Here is a 21,633-nt window from a genome sequence, read left to right as displayed (position 1 = left end):
TTGGCCGTGCATCACCCCAAAAACATCTTATATACCGGATTGGCACTCTCATCCCAATACCGGTATCCGAGCGTGGTGAGGAACTGGCGGAATTCTTCCATTTCCTCCGCCGGCACCTGCAACCCCACCAGAATGCGCCCCACATCACCGCCTTGATTACGGTAATGGAACAGCGAGATATTCCAGTTCGGCGCCATGCTGTCCAGGAAGCGCATCAGTGCGCCCGGACGCTCGGGGAATTCGAAACGATACAGCAGTTCGTCATGGGCCAACGCACTCTTGCCACCCACCAAATGGCGGATGTGCAGCTTGGCCAGTTCATCGTGCGTCAGGTCCAGGGTCTTGAAGTCGCTCTGCTCGAAGGTGCGCGCCAGCACGCCGGACTCGCCGCGGCTGGCGATCTGCACGCCCACGAACACGTGCGCCTGCGTCGCATCGCTGACCCGGTAATTGAACTCGGTCACATTGCGCGGCCCGATCAGCGCGCAGAAGCGCTTGAAGCTGCCGCGCTGCTCGGGAATGGTCACGGCGAACACCGCCTCGCGCGCTTCGCCCAGTTCCGCGCGTTCGGCCACGAAGCGCAGGCGGTCGAAGTTCATGTTGGCGCCGCAGGCAATCGCCACCAGGGTCTCGCTGCGCACCGGGTTCTTGCTCATCGCCGAACGCTCGATATACGCCTTGGCCCCGGCCACCGCCAGCGCGCCGGACGGCTCGAGAATCGAGCGCGTATCCTGGAACACGTCCTTGATCGCGGCGCAGATCGCATCGGTATCGACCAGGATGATCTCGTCCACATACAGCTGCGCCAGGCGGAAGGTCTCTTCGCCCACCAGGCGCACCGCGGTGCCGTCGGCGAACAGGCCCACGTCGGGCAGGGTCACGCGCTCGCCCGCTTTCAGGCTGCGCGCCATCGCGTCCGAATCGGTCGACTGTACGCCGATGATCTTGATGTCCGGGCGGATCTGCTTCACGTAGGCGGCAATGCCGCCGATCAGGCCACCGCCGCCGATGGCGACAAAGATCGCATGGATCGGACCCGAATGCTGGCGCAGGATCTCCATGCCCACCGTGCCCTGGCCGGCGATGACGTCCGGATCGTCGAACGGGTGCACGAAGGCGAGCTTCTGTTCTTTTTCAAGCGTGAGCGCAAAGTTATAGGCGTCGGTGTACGAGTCGCCGTGCAAAATCACTTCCACGTTGGCGCCGCCAAAGGCCTTGACCGCATCGACCTTCACGCTCGGGGTGGTGGTCGGCATCACGATCACCGCGCGGCAACCGGCTTTGGCGGCCGACAGCGCCACGCCCTGGGCATGGTTGCCGGCCGAGGCGCAGATCACGCCGCGCTTGAGCTGCGCCGGCGCCAGGTTGGCCATCTTGTTGTACGCGCCCCGCAGCTTGAAACTGAACACGCTCTGCATGTCTTCGCGCTTGAAGTAAATGCGGTTCTCCATCCGCTGCGACAGGATCGGCGCAAATTCGAGCGGCGTTTCGGTGGCGACGTCATAGACGCGGGCGGTCAGGATTTTCTTGAGGTAGTCGATAGTCATAGTCTGCAAACAAAGTGATTCTGGGCCGGAAAATCCGGAACGCGATGCTGTTGACGCTGGACTGTGTTGTCGGCGGATGACCGAGGCGTGCAGTGCGATACGCGTCTCCGGGTGACGGTCTCGGCGTATCGTGTCGGTACAATCATTTTTCCTCATTATAATGGACGGCTTCAGCAGTCATCAAAGTGTCTCCATGATCGAATCCGCTGTCCTCTGGCTGCTCAAATTGCTGGCCGCTCCCGCAGTCGGGCTCAGCTCGGTCTTCGTGATTGCGTTCGTGTCCGCTACGCTGGTGCCGCTCGGGTCCGAGCCGGCCGTGTTCGCCGTCATCAAGGCCAATCCGGCCATGTTCTGGCCGGCCATCCTGGTGGCGACCCTGGGCAACACGCTCGGGGGCGCGCTCGACTACTTCATCGGCTACCGCGCCAAGGTGGCGTTTGCCAAAGAGCGCAAGTCGCGCTGGTTCGCCTGGCTGGCGCGCTATGGCGCCAAGACCATGCTGCTGTCGTGGGTGCCTGGCATTGGCGATCCGCTGTGCACACTGGGTGGCTGGCTGCATCTGCCGTTCTGGCCGAGCCTTGGCTATATGGCGATCGGCAAATTCATGCGCTACCTGACCATGACTGCCGCGCTGCTGTATGTGCCGGACACTTTCTGGAAGAAGCTGGCCGACATGGTCAACCATGTCTGGCACATGCTGTTCTGAGGCCTACAAGCTCGTTTCCAGCACAATCCGCAGCACCGCCGCCGCCGACGCCCGCCCCGCGCGCGCGTTGCTGCCGTCGGCGTCGGCATACGCGCTGCCGCTCCGGCGGTCACGGTGCAGCGCATTGGCCACCGACAGGCGCAGCTGCGTCTTCGCCTCCATTTTCCACACCCCGTACACATCAAACAGGCGCACCGGCCCCGTCTCGCTGCGCAGGTAGCGGCTCATTTGCGTCGCCCCGCCATACTGTAAATTGAGGTTCATCCCCACCGTGTAGGCGGCTGCGATACGCGCATCGACGCCGATGTTGGCCGTGATGCGCGCCTGATCGCCCAGCCGGTTGTCGGGCCCCGGCACCGCGTCCAGGCGCGACCAGTTGCGCGCGGCGTTGGCGCGCAGGTCCATGTCCGGCGCCGACGGCAGCACGCTGCGCAGCGGGAAGCGGGCGTCGAATTCGAGTCCGGCCACCTTGGCCCTGCCGTTGTTAAAAGGCGTGGAGATCCAGGCGCCGTCTTCCTGGTACAGGGTCTGCACCGTCACCGCGTCGATCCGGCGCGCATAGGCCGACACGCTGACCACGCCGCTCTTGCCGAAATACGATTCGTAGGCCGTGTCGATCCCCCACGCCAGTTCTGGCTTGAGTGCCGGATTGCCGCGCACGTCCGGATTGGTCGGCCCGTTGGCGTTGTTGACCGTGTAGCGGCGCGGCACCAGGTTGCGCACCGTCGGCGCCTTGTAGGTGCGCGAGAGCGAAAAGCGCAGCTGGTCCTTGCCATCGAGCTTCCACAGCAGCTGGGTGATGGGGCTGAGTACCGACGACTTGCTGCTCACTTCATCGAGCGTGCGGCCTTCGGTCGCGGTGCGCAGCCCTTCCCAGCGCAGGCCCAGGTAAGCCTGCAGGCGCGGCGAGACGGTCCATTCGTCCTGTGCGAACAGCGCCACGCGCTTGATCACGGCGCTGTAGTCTTCGTCGAGCTGCGACAGGAACTGGCCGGCGGCCGTACTGTCATTCTGGCGCCGCGATTCGGAGCGCCGCGTGCGTCCGCCTTCCCAGCCGATGCCGGCATCGTGGCCGGGAACGAGCGGCGCCAGGTACTTGCCGCTGAAGATGGCGCTGTTGTCGAGCGCATCCGCCGGCACCTTGCGCGCCAGGGTGCCGCCGGCGCCCGCTCCACGGAACAGATAGTCGGTCTTGCGCTTGTTGTGGGTCAGGCCCGCCTTGACCGTCAGCTTGCCGTCGGCGCCGACCGGGCGCACCAGGGTCACGTCGCTGCGCGCCGACCTTGTATCGAAGCGGGAACGGTAATCATTGACCGGATACTCGGTGCTGCGGCCCGACACGGTGGTTTCGATCGCGTTGCCGTTGTTGGAGTTGCGGAAAACGTCGATGAAGGTTTGCCACGCCAGGCTGCCGCCGCCGGGCAGGGTCCAGTTCAGGCGCGGGGTCAGGTTCAGGCGTGTATTGCGATACGAGACCCACTCGCGCAGCTCGCGCCGCGCCAGCGGCGTGCCATGGGCGTCGTTTAGCGTCTCGAAGGTCATGTAGGTATTGTCGCTGGTGGTGCGCGTCATGTCGGCCGCCAGCGAATAGGCCAGTTCGCCGGACCGCGCGCCCCACTGCAGCGACGCCGACGGGTCGGCCCGTCCCGCCAGCAGGCCCGTTCCAAGCTTGATGTCGCGCTGGCTGCGCGCACTGTCCTTCTTGAGGATCACGTTGATGGTCCCGGCAATCGCCTGCGCTCCCAGTTCCGCCGTCGCGGTGCGTAAAATGTCAATACGCTCGATCATGGCCGGGGCGATGCTGTCGATCGAAAAGCCTGCCGCCACCGGGTCGCCGTTGACCAGCAGCTGGGTGTATCCGGCGCCCAGTCCGCGCATGCGGATCTCGCCTCCGGTGAGCGACACGCCGGGCTGGCGCTTGAGCACCGCCGACAGCGAGGCGTCGCCATACTGCGCGATCTGGTCGCGCCCGACCACGATGCGGGCGGCGCTGTCGTCGCGCCGGACCTTGGTGGTCGCGCCGTTCACTTCGACCTGGGCGATCGTGCCGGCCGCATCCTGGGCGCGCGCGGCGTGACTGAAGCAAGACAGCAGGGCGAGCGCCTGCGCGGACAAAGCGAGAGAGGATTTCATGAACGGTCACGTGGTTGAGAGGAGCGCCGATTGTGTCCGCTCGCCCAGCCGCGCAATACCGGTATGTGACGAGTCGCCGGAACTGGATGACGAAGGCGGCAGCATGCCAGAAAAATGCCCCGCTGGCGCTGGTATACTTTGCTTCGATGAGCACCGCACCCAATCCCCCCGCGCAAGCCCCTCTTTTCAAGGCCTTCCTCGCGATTGTCGCGATCTGGACGCTGCTGTGCGCCATCGGCGCGGCCGGCGATCATAACGACGGCCTGCAACGCGCCGATTACGCGCGTCCCTACGCGCAGACCTTCTGGCTCTGGTGGCGCGAGCACCTGTTGTTGATGGCGATGAGCACTGGCTGCTACGCCTTGTTCACTTCGCGCCCGGCGCTGCTGGGCAGCGTGCCGCGCATCCTGGGGGTGTACCTGCTGATCGCTGCCGTGTTTACGCCGCTTGACCTGGTCTACGGTGGCATGCTGGCCCTGCTCGACAGGGGCCAGCTGACCGGTGTGCCGGCGGTGCTCGATGCCGCGCTGGCGCGCTCGGGATTCGGCCAGTTCATGGCGCTGATGTGGGTCAGCTTTACCTGCATCACCATCATTGCCGCCTGCAGCTGGGGCGAGGGACGCCTGCGGGAACGGGCCTGGATGCAGTCGCAGAGCGACAACCTCGCGCTGCGCCTCGAACTCGAACAGCAACGCCTGCTGGCGCTGCGCGGCCAGCTCGAACCGCACTTCCTGTTCAACGCCCTCAACGCCATCAGTGCGCTGGTGCGCTGCGACGACAAGCGGGTGGCGCTGGACGGCATCAATCACCTGAGCGCTTTGCTGCGCTACGCGCTGGAAGCGGGCGCGCGCGATCATGTCAGCGTGCGCGAGGAGCGCCAGTTCCTGGACGACTACCTGGCCTTGCAGCGCCTGCGCTACGGCACGCGCCTGAACGTGCGCATCGACGGCGACAGCGAGTCCGTGCTCGGTGCCGACATACCGCCGCTGCTGCTGCAACCGCTGATCGAAAACGCCTTGCGCCACGACCTCGATTGCCACGACCGTCCGAGCGACATCCGCGTCGTCTTTGCGGCCGATGCCGACAGCCTGGCGATCCATGTGTCCAATCCCGCCAGCGACGTGCGCTCGGCCAATCCCGGCCTTGGCCTTGGCCTGCGCCACGTGCGTGAACGCCTGCACCTGGCCTATGGCGATAGCGCCGTGCTGCAAATCGGCCTGCACGACGGGCGCTTTGTAGTCGATATCCACATGCCGCTGCACACGCCAGAACCATGACGGTGCGCGCACTGATCGTCGACGACGAAGCACCGGGCCGCATCAACCTGCGCTACGCCCTGGCCGAGCATCCGCGCTGGCAGGTGGCCGGCGAGTGCGCCAGCGCGGCCGCGGCCCAGGCGTTCATCGCCGCGCAGGATGTCGACGTGGTCTTCCTCGACATCCAGATGCCGGGCGACTCCGGCCTGGTGCTGGCGCGCGCGCTGGCTGCCATGGCCACGCCGCCGCTGGTCATTTTCGTCACCGCGCACAACGCCTTTGCGCTCGACGCCTTCGAGGTGCACGCCCTCGATTACCTGCTCAAGCCCGTGCACGACGCGCGCCTCGCCACGGCGCTGGCGCGCGCCGAAGCGATGCTCGACCTGCGCCAGCGGCCGGCCTACGGCGCCGCCCTGCGCGCCTGGGCCGACCCCGGCGCCCCGGACCAGTACTGGCGGCAGGTCAGCGTGCGCTCGGTCGGCCGCATCGAGTGCATCCAGCTGGCCGACATCGACTGGATCGAAACCTGCGGTAATTACATCAATCTGCACCTGGCCACGCGCAGCGTGATGCACCGGCTGCCCCTGAGCCGCCTGCTGCGCCATCTCGACCCGGCCTGCTTTTTGCGCGTGCACCGCAGCGCCGTGGTGCGCATCGGCCAGGCCGCCAACCTGGAAGTGGTGGGCGACGGCGCGTATCGCCTGACCCTGCGCTCCGGCGCCCGGGTCCCCGTCAGCGAGCGCTATGTTGACGCGCTGCGCAAGGCGATGGGCGAGTGCTGATTCAGTATTTCATATTGGAAATTAACGAATTGTCTGAACTTTGATCGTCAGAAGGCTGATCTGAATCTTAAAAATATTGTCAATTTCTCACATTGCCATCGTTTTGTTTGTGCACATTCCCCCGCTCTCCTATGCAAAAGCGATGGGGGTTCCTGCGTGGTGCAGCGCAATACGCTAGAATGAACTCCCTTAGGGTCAGTCCACATAGTCCACCAATACATGAACGCCCCCGCACAAATCCAAGCACTCCTGGCCGAAACGCCAAACGGTCACGCCGCGACCCGCCTGCGCGAAATCCCCTATAACTACACCTCGTTTTCGGACCGCGAAATCGTGATCCGCCTGCTGGGCGAGTCGTCCTGGGAGCTGCTCGACGAATTGCGCGCGTCGCGCCAGACCGGCCGCTCGGCGCGCATGCTGTACGAAGTGCTGGGCGATATCTGGGTGGTGCGGCGCAATCCGTACCTGCAGGACGACATGCTGGACAACCCGAAACGGCGCCAGGAACTGATCGACGCGCTGCATCACCGCCTGGCCGAAGTCGAAAAACGCCGCGCCGGCTTCGAGGAGGACGGTGGCGACCCCGCCGCCTACGAAGTGGCGCGCGCGCGCAGCGCCAACGTGGAAAAGCTGCTCAGGGCGGCGTCGAAAGCGGTCGAAGACTTCGGCAACGAATTCCGCCAGACCTGGGACCTGCGCAAGCGCACCACCAAGGTGCTGGGCCGCTACACCGAAAAGCACAACATCTGCTTCGACGGCATGAAGCGCGTCGCCCACGTGACCGACGCCACCGACTGGCGCGTCGAATACCCGTTCGTTGTGCTCACGCCCGACACCGAAGATGAAATGGCGGGCCTGGTCAAGGGCTGCATCGAACTGGGCCTCACCATCATTCCGCGCGGCGGAGGAACCGGCTACACCGGCGGCGCCATTCCGCTCACGCCCATGTCGGCCGTGATCAACACCGAAAAACTGGTCACCCTGGGCGAGGTCGAAATGACCATGCTGCCCGGCGTGGACCACGAATACGCGACCATCCACTCGGGCGCCGGCGTGGTCACCAAGCGCGTGTCCGACGCCGCCGAAAAGGCCGGCTTCGTGTTCGCGGTCGACCCGACATCGGCGGAAGCGTCCTGCATCGGCGGCAACGTCGCCATGAACGCCGGCGGCAAGAAGGCTGTGTTGTGGGGCACCGCGCTCGACAACCTGGCCTCGTGGAAGATGGTCGACCCGAACGGCGACTGGCTGGAAGTGACGCGCATCGGCCACAACCTGTCGAAGATCCACGACGCGCCGACCGCCACCTTCAAGCTCGAATGGACCCACCCGAACGCGCGCGGCGAAGCGAAGGACGCGCCGTTCAAGACCGAGATGCTGGTCATCGAAGGCAAGCGCTTTCGCAAGGAAGGCCTGGGCAAGGACGTTACCGACAAATTCCTCTCCGGCCTGCCGGGCATCCAGAAAGAAGGCTGCGATGGTCTGATCACGTCGGCGCGCTGGATCTTGCACAAGATGCCGAAGTACGCGCGCACCGTCTGCCTCGAATTCTTCGGCCAGGCGCGCGATGCGATTCCATCGATCGTCGAAATCAAGGATTACCTCGACGGCTTGCCGGCCAAGGGCGGCGCCTCGTTCGCCACCATCCGCCTGGCGGGCCTGGAGCACCTGGACGAGCGCTATCTGCGCGCGGTCGGCTATACCACCAAATCGAAGCGCGGCGTGCTGCCGAAAATGGCGCTGTTCGGCGACATCGTCGGCGACGACGAAAACGCGGTGGCGCAAGCCGCTTCGGAAGTGGTGCGTATCGCGAACACCCGCGTGGGCGAAGGCTTTGTCGCGGTCAGCCCGGAAGCGCGCAAGAAGTTCTGGCTCGACCGCGCCCGCACCGCCGCCATTGCGCGCCACACCAACGCCTTCAAGATCAACGAAGACGTGGTCATTCCGCTTAACCGCATGGGCGAATACACCGACGGCATCGAGCGAATCAACATCGAACTGTCGATCAAGAACAAGCTGCAACTGACCGACGAACTGCGCGCCTTTTTCGCCAGCGGTAACCTGCCGGTCGGTAAAAGCGACGACGCCTCGGGCGAGTCGATCGGCGACGAAGAAATGCTGGGCGACCGCGTGCAGCAGGCGAACGAACTGCTCGGCGCCGTGCACGCGCGCTGGACCTGGCTGCTGGCGCAACTCGACCAGCCGCTGGCCGGCGCGCGCGACGCCCTGCGCGCCATCGGATTGGCCCGCCTGGACGTGGTGTTCGACGAGCGCCTGGCGCAGCAGCCCGACGCCACCCTGTTCGACGTGGTCCAGGACCGCACCGTGCGCATCACCTGGAAGCAGGAGATCCGCGCGCAGCTGCGCCAGATCTTCAATGGCGCCGCCTACAAACTGATTCTCGACGAGTCGACCGCGATCCACCAGAAGGTGCTGCGTTCGCGCGTGTTCGTCGCGCTGCACATGCACGCCGGCGACGGCAACGTGCACACCAACCTGCCGGTCAACTCCGACGACTACGACATGCTGCAGGATGCGCACGAAGCCGTGGGCCGCATCATGAAGCTGGCGCGTTCGCTCGACGGCGTGATCTCGGGCGAGCATGGCATCGGCATCACCAAGCTCGAATTCCTGACCGAAGACGAAATCGGCGAATTCCGCGACTACAAGCTGCGCATCGATCCGGAAGGGCGCTTCAACAAGGGCAAGCTGCTCAACCTGCCCGAGTTCGGGGCCGACCTGCGCAATGCCTACACGCCGTCGTTCGGCCTGATGGGTCACGAATCGCTGATCATGCAGCAGAGCGATATCGGCGAGATCGCCAACAGCATCAAGGATTGCCTGCGCTGCGGTAAATGCAAACCGGTGTGCACCACCCACGTGCCGCGCGCGAACCTGCTGTATTCGCCGCGCGACAAAATTTTGGCGACGTCCTCGCTGATCGAAGCCTTTTTGTACGAAGAACAGACCCGGCGCGGCGTCTCGATCAAGCACTGGGAAGAATTCGAAGACGTGGCCGACCACTGCACGGTGTGCCACAAGTGCGTCACGCCATGCCCGGTCAACATCGACTTCGGCGACGTGTCGATGAACATGCGTAACCTGCTGCGCAAGATGAACAAGAAGACCTTCCGCCCGGCCAATGCGGCGGCGATGTTCTTCCTCAACGCCACGGACCCGGTGACCATCAATGCCACGCGCCAGGTCATGGCCGGCTGGGGCTTCAAGGCGCAGCGCTTCGGCCACAATGTGCTGAAAAAATTCGCCAAGAAGCAGACCCGCGCCCCGCTGCCGACCACCGGCAAGACGCCCGTGCGCGAGCAGGTGATCCACTTCATCAACAAGAAAATGCCGGGCAACCTGCCCAAGAAAACAGCGCGCGCGCTGCTCGACATCGAAGACGACAAGATCATCCCGATCATCCGCAACCCCAAAGTGACCACGGCCGATACCGAAGCCGTGTTCTACTTCCCCGGCTGCGGGTCGGAGCGGCTGTTCTCGCAAGTGGGCCTGGCCACGCAGGCCATGCTGTGGGAAGTGGGCGTGCAAACCGTGCTGCCGCCCGGTTACCTGTGCTGCGGCTATCCGCAGCGCGGCGCCGGCCAGTACGACAAGGCCGACAAGATGATGACCGATAACCGCGTGCTGTTCCACCGCATGGCCAACACGCTCAATTATCTCGACATCAAGACCGTGCTGGTGTCGTGCGGCACCTGCTACGACCAGTTGGCGACCTACGAGTTCGACAAGATCTTCCCGGGCTGCCGCATCATGGACATTCACGAGTACCTGCTCGAAAAGGACATGAAGTTAGAGGGCGTGTCCGGCACGCGCTACATGTACCATGAGCCTTGCCACAATCCGATGAAGCTGCAGGATTCGGTCAAGACGGTCAATGCGCTGGTGTCGACGGTGGACAACGTCAAGATCGAAAAGAACGACCGCTGCTGCGGCGAGTCCGGCACCTTCGGCGTGTCGCGTCCCGACATCGCCACCCAGGTGCGCTTCCGCAAGGAAGGCGAGATGGAGAAGGGCGCCGACAAGCTGCGCGCCGATGGTTTCACCGGCGACGTCAAGATCCTGACCAGCTGCCCATCGTGCCTGCAAGGGCTGTCGCGCTACAACGACGATGCCGGCACCACCGCCGACTACATCGTGGTCGAAATGGCGCGCCACAAGCTGGGCGAGAACTGGCTGCCCGAATACGTGGCCCGCGCCAACAGCGGCGGCATCGAAAGGGTGTTGGTATGAGTGCGGTCAACACTTGCGAACTGTGCCAACTGGCGGTCGAACCGATCTGGCATGACGACAAGCTGTCGGTCATCCTGGTCGATGACGCTGCCTATCCGGGCTTTTGCCGCGTGATCTGGAACGATCACGTGAAAGAGATGACCGACCTGGCGCCGGGCGACCGCGCGCTGTTCATGGACGCGGTCTGGCATGTGGAACTGGCACAGCGCGATGTCTTGAAGCCGGCGAAAATCAACGTCGCCAGCCTTGGCAATATGACGCCGCACCTGCACTGGCACGTGATTCCACGCTACGCCGACGATGCGCACTTTCCCAATCCTGTGTGGACGGTGGCGGTACGCGCAACCGACGAAGCAACCCTGGCGGAGCGCCGCGCGCTGCTGCCGAAACTGGCGGGCGACATCGTCCGCCGCATGGAAAAAACAGCATGAACCCGACCGCACTGACCGTCCACCAAAAATCGCGTGTGCTCGATATCTCGTTTGACGACGGCAGCAGTTTTTCGATTCCGTTCGAACTCCTGCGCGTGTACTCGCCGTCGGCCGAAGTGCGCGGCCACGGCCAGGGGCAGGAAGTGCTCCAGCTGGGCAAGCGCAATGTGGGCGTGACGGCGCTCGAACCGGTGGGGAACTACGCGGTGCAGCCGACCTTCTCGGACGGCCACAACACCGGTTTGTTCTCGTGGGATTATCTGTACAAGCTCGGCAGCGAGCAGGCCAGCCTGTGGGCCGACTACATGGCGCGCCTGCATGCCGCCGGTTTTGAAGGCGATGCGGGACGCGAGCCGGGGGCCGAACTACCTGGCGCGCAAACCGGGCACAAGGGCTGCGGACACGCTCACTAAGGGCGCCCGCCTGGCACAATCCTGGCGGTGTCCTGGCGCGCCTTGTGCGCGTGGCCGGCAATCGCCAGGCACATGAAGGTCAGCGCCAGCGAAAAACTCACCGTCGACTGATCGGCGCCCGGCGTGGCCTGTTGGACCAGCCCGCAAAAGCTCCACACGGCCGCCGAAAACAGATTTAGCCTGGTAACTGATATGCGCATCGTGTTCCTCTGCTTGAATGGGTGTCCCGAACGACAAGAGCGATTACCTGGCCAACCGGCCGAGCGTTGATCTTTTTCTTGCAATTGCAGTCTCGGTTGATCCCGATGGCTTGTCAAGACATATCACTTACCTGGCCGGCTTCGGGAGCAGCTTCTCCGGGTAGAACAGATTACGCCGCCATCGCCTGCGCCGGCACGCCGGCCGACTGCATCGCGCCGGCACGGGCGTAGATCGCGGCGGGCACCGGGGAAGTCAATTCGACCACCAGGCGGCGCCGGTCCGCCGGCGCCAGCTGCTCATTGATCTGCTTGAAGATCTCCAGCGGCCCGAGTTCCTGCGCCTTGAGCTGCACGCCCAGCGCATCGACCATCGGATACTCCGCCAGCTTGGCGATGACGTCGTCGACATGCATGCCCGCGTGGATGACGATCAGTTGCGCCTCCAGCTTCGACCAGGTGTCGACGGTCAGTTTCAGCTTGCGCCTGGTGTTATCGAGCAGTGCCACCTGCACGGCGTCGCGCCAGGCCACCTGGTTGATCTCCAGTGCGTGGTCGAGCTGCTGGCCGTGCAGGGTATCGGCGGCGCCCTGCGCGGCGGCGTGCGACTTGATTTCGGCGAGGGTCGGCGCAGCCTTGAGCTGGTGATCCATGCGCGCCGAGTGCACGCGCTCGAACAGCACGATCAGGTTGTTGACGTCGAGCGAGCGCCCTTCCGCGGTGGAGGCAAACGCTTCGACCGCCGAACGCCACGCCGGATTGTGCTTCGGTTCGACCGTCAGGGTGGCCAGGCGCATGGCGCGCGCGCCCGGCGCGCCGCTCAGCACCCCCACCGTGCCGCTGCCCGAGAGCTTGAAGAATTCGACGAACGGGCGCATGCCGCGCTGCAGTCCCACCAGGCCGACGATCTTGTTGTCCGGGTGCTGGCCGATGATATATACGCGCTGGTTTTCATCGGAAGCAAAAGTGCCGATCAGTTTCATGCGGTGCTTGGTCATGCCCGACCAGAGTTTTTTCATCTCGGCGTAGGCGGCGGCATCTTCTTCGCCGATGTATTCACGTCCCAGCGGCTGCACGCGCAGGCGCACGCGCGCCGTTTGCTCAATCAGGTACGGCGCGTACAGCTTGAAGTCGCCCGCCAGCCTGCTCACTTGACTGCGCTGCAGGTAGAAGTAAGCAGCCGCTCCGGCGCCCGCCACGATCGCAAGCACCGCAATAATCATCAGAAAAGTGAACATGCTCATTCGCTAACAAAACAGGGGGAGACAGGGTAACACCAATCATCCCCCAAAAACCGCCAGCGGCCCAGCGCCCAGGTCAATTATTGCGCAATTACAACATTAACCTTGGCCTCGCGCAGTACCCGGGCCAGTGCCTCGGGCGGTTTGGCGTCGGTGAACAGCACGTCGATCTGCGAGGCGTGGGCCATGCGCATCAGGGCCTGGCGGCCGAATTTGTCGTGGTCGGCCACCAGCCACACGGCGCGCGACTGTTCGATGATGGCCTGCGCCACCTTGACCTCGCGCGGGTCGAAGTCGCGCAGGGTGCCATCGGGCTCGATGCTCGAAATGCCGATGATGCCGATATCGACCTTGAACTGGCGGATAAAATCGATGGTGGTTTCGCCGACGATGCCGCGATCGCGCCCGCGCACCACGCCGCCGGCCAGGATCACTTCGCAACCCGGGCTGTCGCACAGGATGGCCGCCACATTGAGGTTGTTGGTGACCACGTGCAGTCCTTGGTGATGCACCAGCGCGCGCGCCACTTCTTCGGTGGTGGTGCCGATGTTGATCAACAGCGAACAGTGCGAGGGCACCTGCGCGGCGACCGCGCTGGCGATGCGGCGCTTGGCGTCCACGTTGAGCACCTGGCGGGCGCTGTAGTCGATGTTCTGGACCGACGAGGGCAGGCCCACGCCGCCGTGGTAGCGCGCCAAGAGGCCCGCTTCTTCCATCAGCTTGACATCGCGCCGCACGGTTTGGGGCGTTACTTCCAGCTGCTGCGCGAGCGCTTCGAGCGACACCGTCACCTGCTGGCGCACGGCGTCGAGAATACGGCGCTGGCGTGGATTGAGCGTCATGTGGGCTCCTGTAAAAGCGCCAAATTTATCACAAACGAACTAAAACGAAAACAAACACCTAAATTGTTGTTTCATTTTTTTCGTTCTTGTCGTATTGTTTATCTTTGCAGTGGTTCCAACATCCCCAATTGAAGCGAGAGCGGCATGGACAAGGCGGGCAATATTGCGTGTGATGTACTGGTGGTCGGCGGCGGCGTCAATGGCGCTGGCATCGCCCGCGACGCGGCCGGGCGCGGCCTGTCCGTGGTCCTGTGCGAGAAGGACGACCTGGCCTCGCACACCTCGTCGGCGGCCACCAAGCTGATTCACGGCGGCCTGCGTTATCTGGAGCAGTACGAATTCGGCCTGGTGCGCAAGGCGCTGATCGAACGCGAAGTGCTGCTGCGCGCCGCCCCGCACATCATGTGGCCGATGCGCTTCGTCACCCCGGTCGACAAGGGCCAGCGCCCGGCCTGGATGATTCGCGCCGGCCTGTTCCTGTACGATCACCTGGCGCGGCGCGAACTGCTGCCCGGATCCGAAGGCATCGACCTGCGCCGCCATGCGGCCGGCGCGCCGCTTAAATCGGACTTTACGCGCGGCTTCGTGTATTCAGACGGCTGGGTCGACGATGCGCGCCTAGTGGTGCTCAACGCGATCGACGCCGCCAGCAAAGGCGCGCACGTGTTTACCCGCACCGCCTGCGAGTCGGCGCGGCGCCAGGGCGAGCGCTGGGAAGCGCGTCTGCGGCGCGCCGACGGATCGGCCATGGATGTCAGCGCGCGCTGCATCGTCAACGCCGCTGGACCATGGGCCTCGCGCTTTTTGCAGGGGACCAATCCGGGGCCGGCCGACAAATCGGTGCGCCTGATCAAAGGCAGCCATATCGTGGTGCGGCGCCTGTACGACCATCCCTACGCCTACATCTTCCAGCACCCGGACGGGCGCGTGGTGTTCGCCATTCCGTACGAGCAGGACTTCACCCTGATCGGCACCACCGACCTCGAATACCATGGCGACGCCGGCAAGGTCGAAATCGACCAGGCCGAAATCGACTACCTGTGCGCGCTGTCGAGCCGTTACTTCAGCAATCCGATCACGCCGGCAGATGTGGTGTGGAGCTACTCCGGCGTACGCCCGCTGCTCGACGACGAGTCGAGCGACGCCTCCGACGTCACCCGCGACTACACCTTCGAGCTCGATGACAAGGGCGCGCCGATGCTCTCCATCTTTGGCGGCAAGATCACGACCTTCCGCAAACTGGCCGAGCAAGCCGTCGACCTGATCGCACCCAAGCTGGGCAACAGCCACGGGCCATGGACGGTCAACGCCTGCCTGCCCGGCGGCGACGTGCACGGCCCGCTGCCGGACAACCGCAGCGTGCTCGAATTCGACCGTTTCGTGGCCGGCTTGCAGAAGCAGTACGCATGGCTGCCGGCGCCGCTGGTGGCACGCTACGCGCGCGCCTACGGCACCCGCATCCACCTGGTGATCGACCAGCGCAGCAGCGTCGCCGCCATGGGTGCGCAGATCGTGCCCGGCCTGTATGAAGCCGAGGCGGTGTACTGGATCGATCATGAATGGGCCACCACGGCAACCGACATGCTGTGGCGCCGTTCCAAACTGGGCTTGCACCTGCCCGCCGATGCCGCCATTGCCGTCGATGCCTGGATCACCGAATTCCGAAAATAGAACAAGCAGATACAAGCAAATCCCGCTACAGGGATGCAGTAAAAGACAAGAAAAGAGGCCTCGAAAAACCGCGCAGCAGGTTGGTCGAGGCCCCGACAACAGGAGACGAAATGCAGCTGTCATTGGAAAACGTGAGCACGAAGTATGGGGCGCAGGATCACCTGTACCCGATGTCGCTCGAACTGGTACCCGGTACCATCAACGTCCTGCTGGGCACCACGCAGGCCGGCAAGACCTCGCTGATGCGGGTCATGGCGGGCCTGGACCGGCCCACGCACGGCAAGGTGATCGCCGGCGGCAAGGACGTGACCGGCCTGCCGGTGCGCCAGCGCGACCTGGCGATGGTGTACCAGCAGTTCATCAACTACCCATCGTTTACGATATTCGAGAACATCGCTTCGCCGCTGCGCATCAAGCGCGTGCCCGAGGCCGAGATCCGCACCCGCGTCACCAGCATGGCCGAGCGCCTGCATATCTCGGCGCACCTCGACAAGCTGCCGGCGCAGCTCTCGGGCGGCCAGCAGCAGCGTACCGCGCTGGCGCGCGCGCTGATCAAGGAATCGGCCCTGCTGCTGCTCGACGAGCCGCTGGTCAACCTTGATTACAAGCTGCGCGAGGAACTGCGCAAGGAGCTCGGCGCCCTGTTCGCGGAAGGTAAAACCACCGTCGTCTACGCCACCACCGAACCGCTCGAAGCCTTGCAGCTGGGCGGCCACACGGTGCTGCTGCACGAAGGACGCCTGCTCCAGCATGGCGCCACGCTCGATGTGTTCAACGCACCCAATTCGGTGCAGAGCGCGCGCACCTTCAGCGACCCGCCGATCAACCTGGTCACCGCCAGCGTCGGCGCTGACGGCATGGCCCGCGTAGCCGGCGACCTGGCGATTCCCCTCAACGAATCCCAGCGCCGCCAGGCCGCGCAGCATGGTGAGGTGGTGCTCGGCCTGCGCGCCCACAGCCTGCGCCTGGCACCTTTGCACGCCGACGATTTTCCGATCCAGTGCCAGGTCGAACTGGCCGAAATCAGCGGCTCGGAAACCTACGTCCACTTGCAACGCGGCCCGATCGGGCTGGTGGCGCAACTGACCGGAGTGCATAACCTCGACCTTGGCGTGCCGTGCACCGTATACCTGCGTCCGGACGACTTGTTCGTGTTCGCCCCCGGTGGCGCCTTGCTGTTTGCGCCACCGCAGATCCAGGAGGCAGTGTAATGGCCCGCATCGAACTGCCCGACCTGGCGCATGCCTACAAACCGAATCCGCAGAAGCCTGAAGACTACGCCCTGCGCCCCATGAACCTGACCTGGGACGACGGCGGCGCCTACGCGCTGCTCGGCCCCTCCGGCTGCGGCAAGACCACGCTGCTCAACATCATCTCGGGCCTGGTGCGCCCGTCGCACGGAAGGGTGATTTTCGACGGCAAGGATGTCACCGACCTGCCGCCCGAAGCGCGCAACATCGCGCAGGTGTTCCAGTTCCCCGTCATCTACGACACCATGACGGTGTTCGACAACCTGGCTTTCCCGCTGCGTAACCGGGGCTGGAAAGAGGCCGAAGTGCGCAAGCGGGTCGAACACATCGCAGGCATGCTGGAACTCTCAAGCGACCTGAAACAGCGCGCCAGCGGCCTGGCGGTCGACGCCAAGCAAAAGATCTCGCTCGGGCGCGGCCTGGTGCGGCCGGACGTCGCCGCAGTGCTGTTCGACGAGCCGCTCACGGTGATCGACCCGCACCTCAAATGGCTCTTGCGCCGCAAGCTCAAGGAAATCCATCACGAACTCAAACTCTCGCTGATCTACGTCACCCACGACCAGGTCGAAGCGCTGACCTTTGCCGACAAGGTGGTCGTGATGACCCAGGGCGAAGTGGTGCAGACCGGCAGCGCGCAGGAACTGTTCGAGGAGCCGGCGCACACGTTCGTGGGCTACTTCATCGGCAACCCCGGCATGAACCTGCTGGCCTGCCCGGTGCGCGACGGCCGCGCCTACCCTGGCGCGGACGGCATTGCGCTGCCGGCCAAGGCACAAAGCGCGCTGGCCGGCGGCGCCAGCGTTACCATCGGCATCCGTCCGGAATTCGTCGAATGCGCCCCCGCCCAGACCAGCGACACCGTGGCCGCCACGGTGGCCAGCGTGCGCAACATGGGCACGCACTTCATGGCCGATTTTGCCGTGGGCGGTCACACCGTGACGGCCAAGCTGCGCAGCGCGCCGGCACGCGCCGGCGAAGCGGTGTGGCTGCGCTTTCCGCCCGAGCGCACTCTTTACTACGTCAACGACAAGCGGGTGGCCTGACATGAAAACCTATAACAACCGCGCCTGGCTGCTGGTGCTCCCGGTAATCATCTGCGTGGCCTTTTCGGCCGTGCTGCCATTGATGACGATCGTGAACTACTCGGTGCAGGATATTCTCAGCCCGACCAACAGTGTTTTTGTCGGCACCGAATGGTTCAAGATGATCATGCGCGACAGCGAGCTGCATGGCGCGCTGGTGCGCCAGCTGGGATTTTCGATGGCGGTGCTGCTGATCCAGCTTCCGCTCGGTATTTTGATCGCGCTGACCATGCCGGCGGCCGGCTGGCGCGCTTCACTGGCGCTGGTGCTGATCGCCTTGCCGCTGCTGATTCCGTGGAACGTGGTCGGCACCATCTGGCAGATTTTCGGGCGCGATGACATCGGCTTGATGGGCAATACCATCAACCGCATGGGCATCAGCTACAACTACACCGGCAGCGTGGTCGACGCCTGGGTGACGGTACTGGTGATGGATGTGTGGCACTGGACGCCGCTGGTGGTGCTGCTGGCCTACGCCGGCCTGCGCTCGATCCCGGACGCCTACTACCAGGCGGCGCGCATCGACGGCGCCTCGCGCTTTGCGGTGTTCCGCTACATCGAACTGCCGAAGATGCGCAACGTGCTGATGATCGGCGTGCTGCTGCGCTTCATGGACAGCTTCATGATCTATACAGAACCGTTCGTGCTGACCGGCGGCGGGCCTGGCAACGCCACCACCTTCCTGTCGCAATACCTGACGCAAAAAGCCGTGGGCCAGTTCGACCTGGGTCCGGCCGCCGCGTTCTCCCTGATTTACTTCCTCATCATCCTGCTGTTCTGCTTTGTGCTGTATAGCTGGATGCAACGTCTCGGCACGGGAGAGTCCAAATGAAGCGCATCTCCACACCGCTGCTGGTGTTCTACCTGGTGCTGGCGATGCTGCCCATCTACTGGATGCTGAACATGTCATTCAAGACCAACGAAGAAATCACCGGGGCGCTCACCTTGTTCCCGCGCGAGTTCACGCTGGCGAACTACCGCACCATCTTTACCGACCCGTCCTGGTACAGCGGCTACATCAACTCCATGATTTACGTGATGATGAACATGGTGATGTCGGTGGCGGTGGCGCTGCCAGCCGCGTATGCGTTCTCGCGCTACTCCTTCATCGGCGACAAGCACCTGTTTTTCTGGCTGCTGACCAACCGCATGACGCCACCGGCGGTGTTCCTGCTGCCGTTCTTCCAGCTCTATTCCACGGTGGGCCTGATGGATACCCACCTGGCCGTGGCGCTGGTGCACATGCTGTTCAACGTGCCGCTGGCGGTGTGGATACTGGAGGGCTTCATGTCCGGCATTCCGAAGGAGATCGACGAGACGGCCTACATCGACGGCTACAGCTTCCCGCGCTTCTTCTTCAAGATCTTCCTGCCGCTGATCAAATCGGGCGTGGGCGTGACCGCTTTCTTCTGCTTCATGTTCAGCTGGGTCGAACTGCTGCTGGCGCGCACCTTGACCTCGGTGGACGCCAAGCCGATCACCGCCATCATGACGCGCACCGTGTCGGCCGGCGGCATGGACTGGGGCGTGCTGGCCGCAGCGGGCGTGCTGACCATCGTACCGGGCGCGCTGGTGATCTGGTTCGTCCGCAATCATATTGCCAAGGGCTTTGCCATGGGGAGGGTGTGAGATGGAAAACCTGTTTTCATGGATGGCGTGGACCGCGCCGGTGGCGATTTTCTTCAGTTGCATCGGCCTGATGCTGGCCGGGATGACGATCTGGCAGGTGCGTTCGCCGTCGATCGAGCGGCGCGGCTTTTTGCCGATGGCGACCACGCGCGGCGACCGTTTGTTTATTGGCCTGTTGACAGCCGCGTATGTTAACCTCGCGTGGGCAGGCCTGTCCGATCTGCATCAGGGTTTCGGCGCGGCGATCGGGTTTGTGGTGTTGTTGATTGTGATGCGCTGGGGCTGACCTGCTACCTGCGCACAGGTGGGGTACTTTCTTAACGATGTACATATAAAAAAAGGCGGAGACATGAAATTGAAAATGACATTGATGGCGGCTGCATTGCTGGCCACGGCGAGCGCTTGGGCCGACACCAAGGAAGCCGAAAAATGGATTGGCCAGGAATTCCAGCCGTCCTCGCTGTCGAAGCAGCAGCAAATGGAAGAAATGAAGTGGTTCATCGACGCCGCCGCCAAGCTCAAGGCCAAGGGCATCAAGGAAATCAGCGTGGTTTCCGAAACCATCGATACGCACGTCTACGAATCGAAGGTGCTGGCCAAGGCTTTTGAAGAAATCACCGGCATCAAGGTCAAGCACGACATCATCCAGGAAGGCGACGTGGTCGAGAAGCTGCAGACCTCCATGCAGTCCGGTAAAAGTATTTACGACGGCTGGGTCTCGGACTCGGACCTGATCGGCACCCACTACCGCTACGGCGCGATCATGCCGCTGTCGGACTACATGACCGGCGAGGGCAAGGCTTTCACCAATCCGGGCCTGGATTTGAAGGACTTCATCGGATCGAGTTTCACCACCGCGCCGGACGGCAAGCTGTATCAGCTGCCCGACCAGCAGTTCGCCAACCTGTACTGGTTCCGCGCCGACTGGTTCGCGCGCAAGGACCTGAAAGACAAGTTCAAGGCCAAGTATGGCTACGAGCTGGGTGTGCCGCAGAACTGGTCGGCGTATGAAGACATCGCCGAATTCTTCACCAACGATGTGAAGAACATCGACGGCAAGAAGGTGTTCGGCCACATGGACTACGGCAAAAAGGATCCGTCGCTGGGCTGGCGCTTCACCGATGCCTGGCTGTCGATGGCTGGCGCCGCCGACAAGGGCATTCCGAACGGCCTGCCGGTCGACGAATGGGGCATCCGCGTGGCGGCCGACAAGTGCACGCCGGTCGGTGCGGCGGTTGCGCGTGGTGGAGCGACCAATTCGCCGGCCTCGGTGTTCGCGCTGACCAAGTACGTGGACTGGATGAAGAAGTACGCGCCGCCGCAGGCGGGCGGGATGACCTTCTCCGAATCCGGCCCGGTGCCGGCGCAGGGTGAAGTGGCGCAGCAGATTTTCTGGTACACGGCGTTTACCGCGTCGATGATGAAACCGGGCCTGCCGGTGGTGCAGGCGGACGGCAAGCCGAAATGGCGCATGGCGCCGTCGCCGCACGGCCCGTACTGGAAAGAGGGCATGCAGAACGGTTACCAGGACGTGGGCGCGTGGACCTTCTTCAAATCGACCCCGCCGGACCGCCGCGCTGCCGCGTGGCTGTATGCGCAGTTCGTGACGTCCAAGACGGTGTCGCTCAAGAAGTCGATTACCGGCCTGACCTTCATTCGCGAGTCGGATATCAAGCACGAATACTTTACCAAGAACGCGGATAAATACGGCGGCTTGATCGAGTTTTACCGCAGCCCGGCGCGGGTGGCGTGGAGCCCGACCGGAAACAACGTGGCCGATTATCCGAAGATGGCGCAGCTGTGGTGGAAGAACGTGGCCACCGCGGTCAGCGGCGAGAAGACCCCGCAGGCGGCGATGGATAACCTGGCCGAGGAAATGGATTCGGTCATGTCGCGCCTGCAGCGCGCCGGGATGCAGCATTGCCCGCCGAAGTTGAATCCGAAGGTCGATCCGGCCACGTATTTGAGCGACAAGGCCGCGCCGTGGAAGAAGCTGGCCAACGAGAAGCCGAAGGGCGAGACGATTGCGTATGATGTCTTGCTGCAGGCGTGGAAGGAAGGGCGGGCGCGCTAGGCGCTGGCGTTTTCGACCTCAGACCCCAAAACTGTCGTTCCCGCGCAGGCGGGAACCCAAGTTCGTCGAGCCGCCTGAGGCTGCGGTGCGAACTTGGGTCCCCGCCTTCGCGGGGACGACGGATCTACCAG

18 protein-coding genes are annotated in these 21,633 nt (G+C 63.8%); 13 read left to right on the top strand and 5 right to left on the bottom strand.

The window, feature by feature from the left end; all coding sequences use genetic code 11:
- Positions 1-11: 11 nt before the first annotated feature.
- Positions 12-1,547 (bottom strand): threonine ammonia-lyase, biosynthetic, encoded by a 1,536-nt coding sequence (gene ilvA / locus F1609_RS09135; protein WP_167076415.1) that lies wholly within the window; start codon positions 1,545-1,547, stop codon positions 12-14.
- 193 nt (positions 1,548-1,740) lie between these two features.
- Here ilvA and F1609_RS09130 point away from each other — a divergent pair, with 193 nt between their 5' ends.
- The gene (locus tag F1609_RS09130) at positions 1,741-2,253 is read left to right on the top strand and encodes a YqaA family protein (RefSeq protein WP_167076165.1); all 513 of its coding nucleotides are present in this window, start codon (positions 1,741-1,743) and stop codon (positions 2,251-2,253) included.
- 3 nt (positions 2,254-2,256) lie between these two features.
- On the opposite strand, the gene F1609_RS09125 is transcribed toward F1609_RS09130, so the two are convergent.
- Entirely contained in the window at positions 2,257-4,386 is a 2,130-nt protein-coding gene (locus F1609_RS09125) for a TonB-dependent receptor plug domain-containing protein (protein ID WP_167076164.1), read from the bottom strand.
- An 86-nt stretch (positions 4,387-4,472) separates the two neighbouring features.
- Here F1609_RS09125 and F1609_RS09120 point away from each other — a divergent pair, with 86 nt between their 5' ends.
- The 5 genes from F1609_RS09120 (at position 4,473) to F1609_RS09100 (ending at position 11,516) form a co-directional block, all read left to right on the top strand.
- Positions 4,473-5,663 (top strand): sensor histidine kinase, encoded by a 1,191-nt coding sequence (locus F1609_RS09120; protein WP_229421763.1) that lies wholly within the window; start codon positions 4,473-4,475, stop codon positions 5,661-5,663.
- A complete protein-coding gene (locus tag F1609_RS09115) occupies positions 5,660-6,424 on the top strand; it encodes a LytR/AlgR family response regulator transcription factor (RefSeq protein WP_167076163.1) in 765 nt (254 codons plus the stop codon). Before F1609_RS09120 ends, F1609_RS09115 begins: the two co-directional genes overlap by 4 nt.
- A gap of 219 nt (positions 6,425-6,643) precedes the next feature.
- Positions 6,644-10,672 carry a DUF3683 domain-containing protein gene (locus F1609_RS09110; RefSeq protein ID WP_167076162.1) on the top strand — a complete coding sequence of 1,343 codons (4,029 nt, stop codon included), beginning with the start codon at positions 6,644-6,646 and terminating at the stop codon, positions 10,670-10,672.
- Positions 10,669-11,103, top strand: coding sequence for an HIT family protein (locus tag F1609_RS09105; RefSeq protein ID WP_167076161.1), 435 nt, complete (start codon positions 10,669-10,671; stop codon positions 11,101-11,103). The genes F1609_RS09110 and F1609_RS09105 overlap by 4 nt, the downstream gene beginning before the upstream one ends.
- Positions 11,100-11,516 carry a gamma-butyrobetaine hydroxylase family protein gene (locus F1609_RS09100; protein WP_167076160.1) on the top strand — a complete coding sequence of 139 codons (417 nt, stop codon included), beginning with the start codon at positions 11,100-11,102 and terminating at the stop codon, positions 11,514-11,516. Before F1609_RS09105 ends, F1609_RS09100 begins: the two co-directional genes overlap by 4 nt.
- Here the strand turns inward: F1609_RS09100 and F1609_RS09095 are convergent.
- The 3 genes from F1609_RS09095 to F1609_RS09085 form a co-directional block, all read right to left on the bottom strand.
- A complete protein-coding gene (locus F1609_RS09095) occupies positions 11,513-11,716 on the bottom strand; it encodes a hypothetical protein (RefSeq protein WP_167076159.1) in 204 nt (67 codons plus the stop codon). The two genes, F1609_RS09100 and F1609_RS09095, sit on opposite strands and share 4 nt — an antisense overlap.
- A gap of 170 nt (positions 11,717-11,886) precedes the next feature.
- Positions 11,887-12,951 carry a hypothetical protein gene (locus F1609_RS09090; RefSeq protein ID WP_167076158.1) on the bottom strand — a complete coding sequence of 355 codons (1,065 nt, stop codon included), beginning with the start codon at positions 12,949-12,951 and terminating at the stop codon, positions 11,887-11,889.
- An 83-nt stretch (positions 12,952-13,034) separates the two neighbouring features.
- Complete coding sequence (locus tag F1609_RS09085) at positions 13,035-13,796, bottom strand: DeoR/GlpR family DNA-binding transcription regulator (RefSeq protein ID WP_167076157.1); 762 nt, start codon at positions 13,794-13,796, stop codon at positions 13,035-13,037.
- Positions 13,797-13,940: 144 nt separating this feature from the next.
- Here F1609_RS09085 and glpD point away from each other — a divergent pair, with 144 nt between their 5' ends.
- The 7 genes from glpD to F1609_RS09050 all read left to right on the top strand — a co-directional run bounded on the left by glpD (position 13,941) and on the right by F1609_RS09050 (position 21,502).
- Positions 13,941-15,467, top strand: coding sequence for a glycerol-3-phosphate dehydrogenase (gene glpD / locus F1609_RS09080; protein WP_167076156.1), 1,527 nt, complete (start codon positions 13,941-13,943; stop codon positions 15,465-15,467).
- A 110-nt stretch (positions 15,468-15,577) separates the two neighbouring features.
- Positions 15,578-16,678: an ABC transporter ATP-binding protein gene (locus F1609_RS09075; RefSeq protein WP_167076155.1), complete on the top strand. Its 1,101-nt coding sequence runs from the start codon at positions 15,578-15,580 to the stop codon at positions 16,676-16,678.
- The gene (locus F1609_RS09070) at positions 16,678-17,760 is read left to right on the top strand and encodes an ABC transporter ATP-binding protein (protein ID WP_167076154.1); all 1,083 of its coding nucleotides are present in this window, start codon (positions 16,678-16,680) and stop codon (positions 17,758-17,760) included. Before F1609_RS09075 ends, F1609_RS09070 begins: the two co-directional genes overlap by 1 nt.
- Position 17,761: 1 nt before the next feature.
- Positions 17,762-18,631: a carbohydrate ABC transporter permease gene (locus F1609_RS09065; protein ID WP_166890059.1), complete on the top strand. Its 870-nt coding sequence runs from the start codon at positions 17,762-17,764 to the stop codon at positions 18,629-18,631.
- Positions 18,628-19,428 (top strand): carbohydrate ABC transporter permease, encoded by an 801-nt coding sequence (locus F1609_RS09060; protein ID WP_167076153.1) that lies wholly within the window; start codon positions 18,628-18,630, stop codon positions 19,426-19,428. Before F1609_RS09065 ends, F1609_RS09060 begins: the two co-directional genes overlap by 4 nt.
- Before the next feature lie 10 nt (positions 19,429-19,438).
- On the top strand, positions 19,439-19,714 hold the full coding sequence (locus F1609_RS09055; protein ID WP_370661616.1) for a DUF2160 domain-containing protein: 276 nt from the start codon (positions 19,439-19,441) through the stop codon (positions 19,712-19,714).
- 63 nt (positions 19,715-19,777) lie between these two features.
- Positions 19,778-21,502 carry an ABC transporter substrate-binding protein gene (locus tag F1609_RS09050; protein ID WP_167076152.1) on the top strand — a complete coding sequence of 575 codons (1,725 nt, stop codon included), beginning with the start codon at positions 19,778-19,780 and terminating at the stop codon, positions 21,500-21,502.
- Positions 21,503-21,633 lie beyond the last annotated feature (131 nt).

Source organism: Massilia aquatica (assembly GCF_011682045.1).
Classification (GTDB): domain Bacteria; phylum Pseudomonadota; class Gammaproteobacteria; order Burkholderiales; family Burkholderiaceae_D; genus Telluria_A; species Telluria_A aquatica.
Note: the sequence above shows the minus strand (reverse complement) of the source record. Positions and strands in the feature narration are given on the sequence as shown.

Excerpts from the sequence above, each read along its gene's own strand:
- F1609_RS09065 (WP_166890059.1), top strand. The coding sequence starts at position 17,762 with ATGAAAACCTATAACAACCGCGCCTGGCTGCTGGTGCTCCCGGTAATC.
- F1609_RS09085 (WP_167076157.1), bottom strand. The coding sequence starts at position 13,796 with ATGACGCTCAATCCACGCCAGCGCCGTATTCTCGACGCCGTGCGCCAG.
- F1609_RS09070 (WP_167076154.1), top strand. The coding sequence starts at position 16,678 with ATGGCCCGCATCGAACTGCCCGACCTGGCGCATGCCTACAAACCGAAT.
- F1609_RS09120 (WP_229421763.1), top strand. The coding sequence starts at position 4,473 with ATGACGAAGGCGGCAGCATGCCAGAAAAATGCCCCGCTGGCGCTGGTA.
- F1609_RS09090 (WP_167076158.1), bottom strand. The coding sequence starts at position 12,951 with ATGTTCACTTTTCTGATGATTATTGCGGTGCTTGCGATCGTGGCGGGC.
- F1609_RS09110 (WP_167076162.1), top strand. The coding sequence starts at position 6,644 with ATGAACGCCCCCGCACAAATCCAAGCACTCCTGGCCGAAACGCCAAAC.
- F1609_RS09115 (WP_167076163.1), top strand. The coding sequence starts at position 5,660 with ATGACGGTGCGCGCACTGATCGTCGACGACGAAGCACCGGGCCGCATC.
- F1609_RS09125 (WP_167076164.1), bottom strand. The coding sequence starts at position 4,386 with ATGAAATCCTCTCTCGCTTTGTCCGCGCAGGCGCTCGCCCTGCTGTCT.
- F1609_RS09075 (WP_167076155.1), top strand. The coding sequence starts at position 15,578 with ATGCAGCTGTCATTGGAAAACGTGAGCACGAAGTATGGGGCGCAGGAT.
- F1609_RS09105 (WP_167076161.1), top strand. The coding sequence starts at position 10,669 with ATGAGTGCGGTCAACACTTGCGAACTGTGCCAACTGGCGGTCGAACCG.
- ilvA (WP_167076415.1), bottom strand. The coding sequence starts at position 1,547 with ATGACTATCGACTACCTCAAGAAAATCCTGACCGCCCGCGTCTATGAC.
- F1609_RS09095 (WP_167076159.1), bottom strand. The coding sequence starts at position 11,716 with ATGCGCATATCAGTTACCAGGCTAAATCTGTTTTCGGCGGCCGTGTGG.
- F1609_RS09130 (WP_167076165.1), top strand. The coding sequence starts at position 1,741 with ATGATCGAATCCGCTGTCCTCTGGCTGCTCAAATTGCTGGCCGCTCCC.
- glpD (WP_167076156.1), top strand. The coding sequence starts at position 13,941 with ATGGACAAGGCGGGCAATATTGCGTGTGATGTACTGGTGGTCGGCGGC.
- F1609_RS09050 (WP_167076152.1), top strand. The coding sequence starts at position 19,778 with ATGAAATTGAAAATGACATTGATGGCGGCTGCATTGCTGGCCACGGCG.
- F1609_RS09060 (WP_167076153.1), top strand. The coding sequence starts at position 18,628 with ATGAAGCGCATCTCCACACCGCTGCTGGTGTTCTACCTGGTGCTGGCG.
- F1609_RS09100 (WP_167076160.1), top strand. The coding sequence starts at position 11,100 with ATGAACCCGACCGCACTGACCGTCCACCAAAAATCGCGTGTGCTCGAT.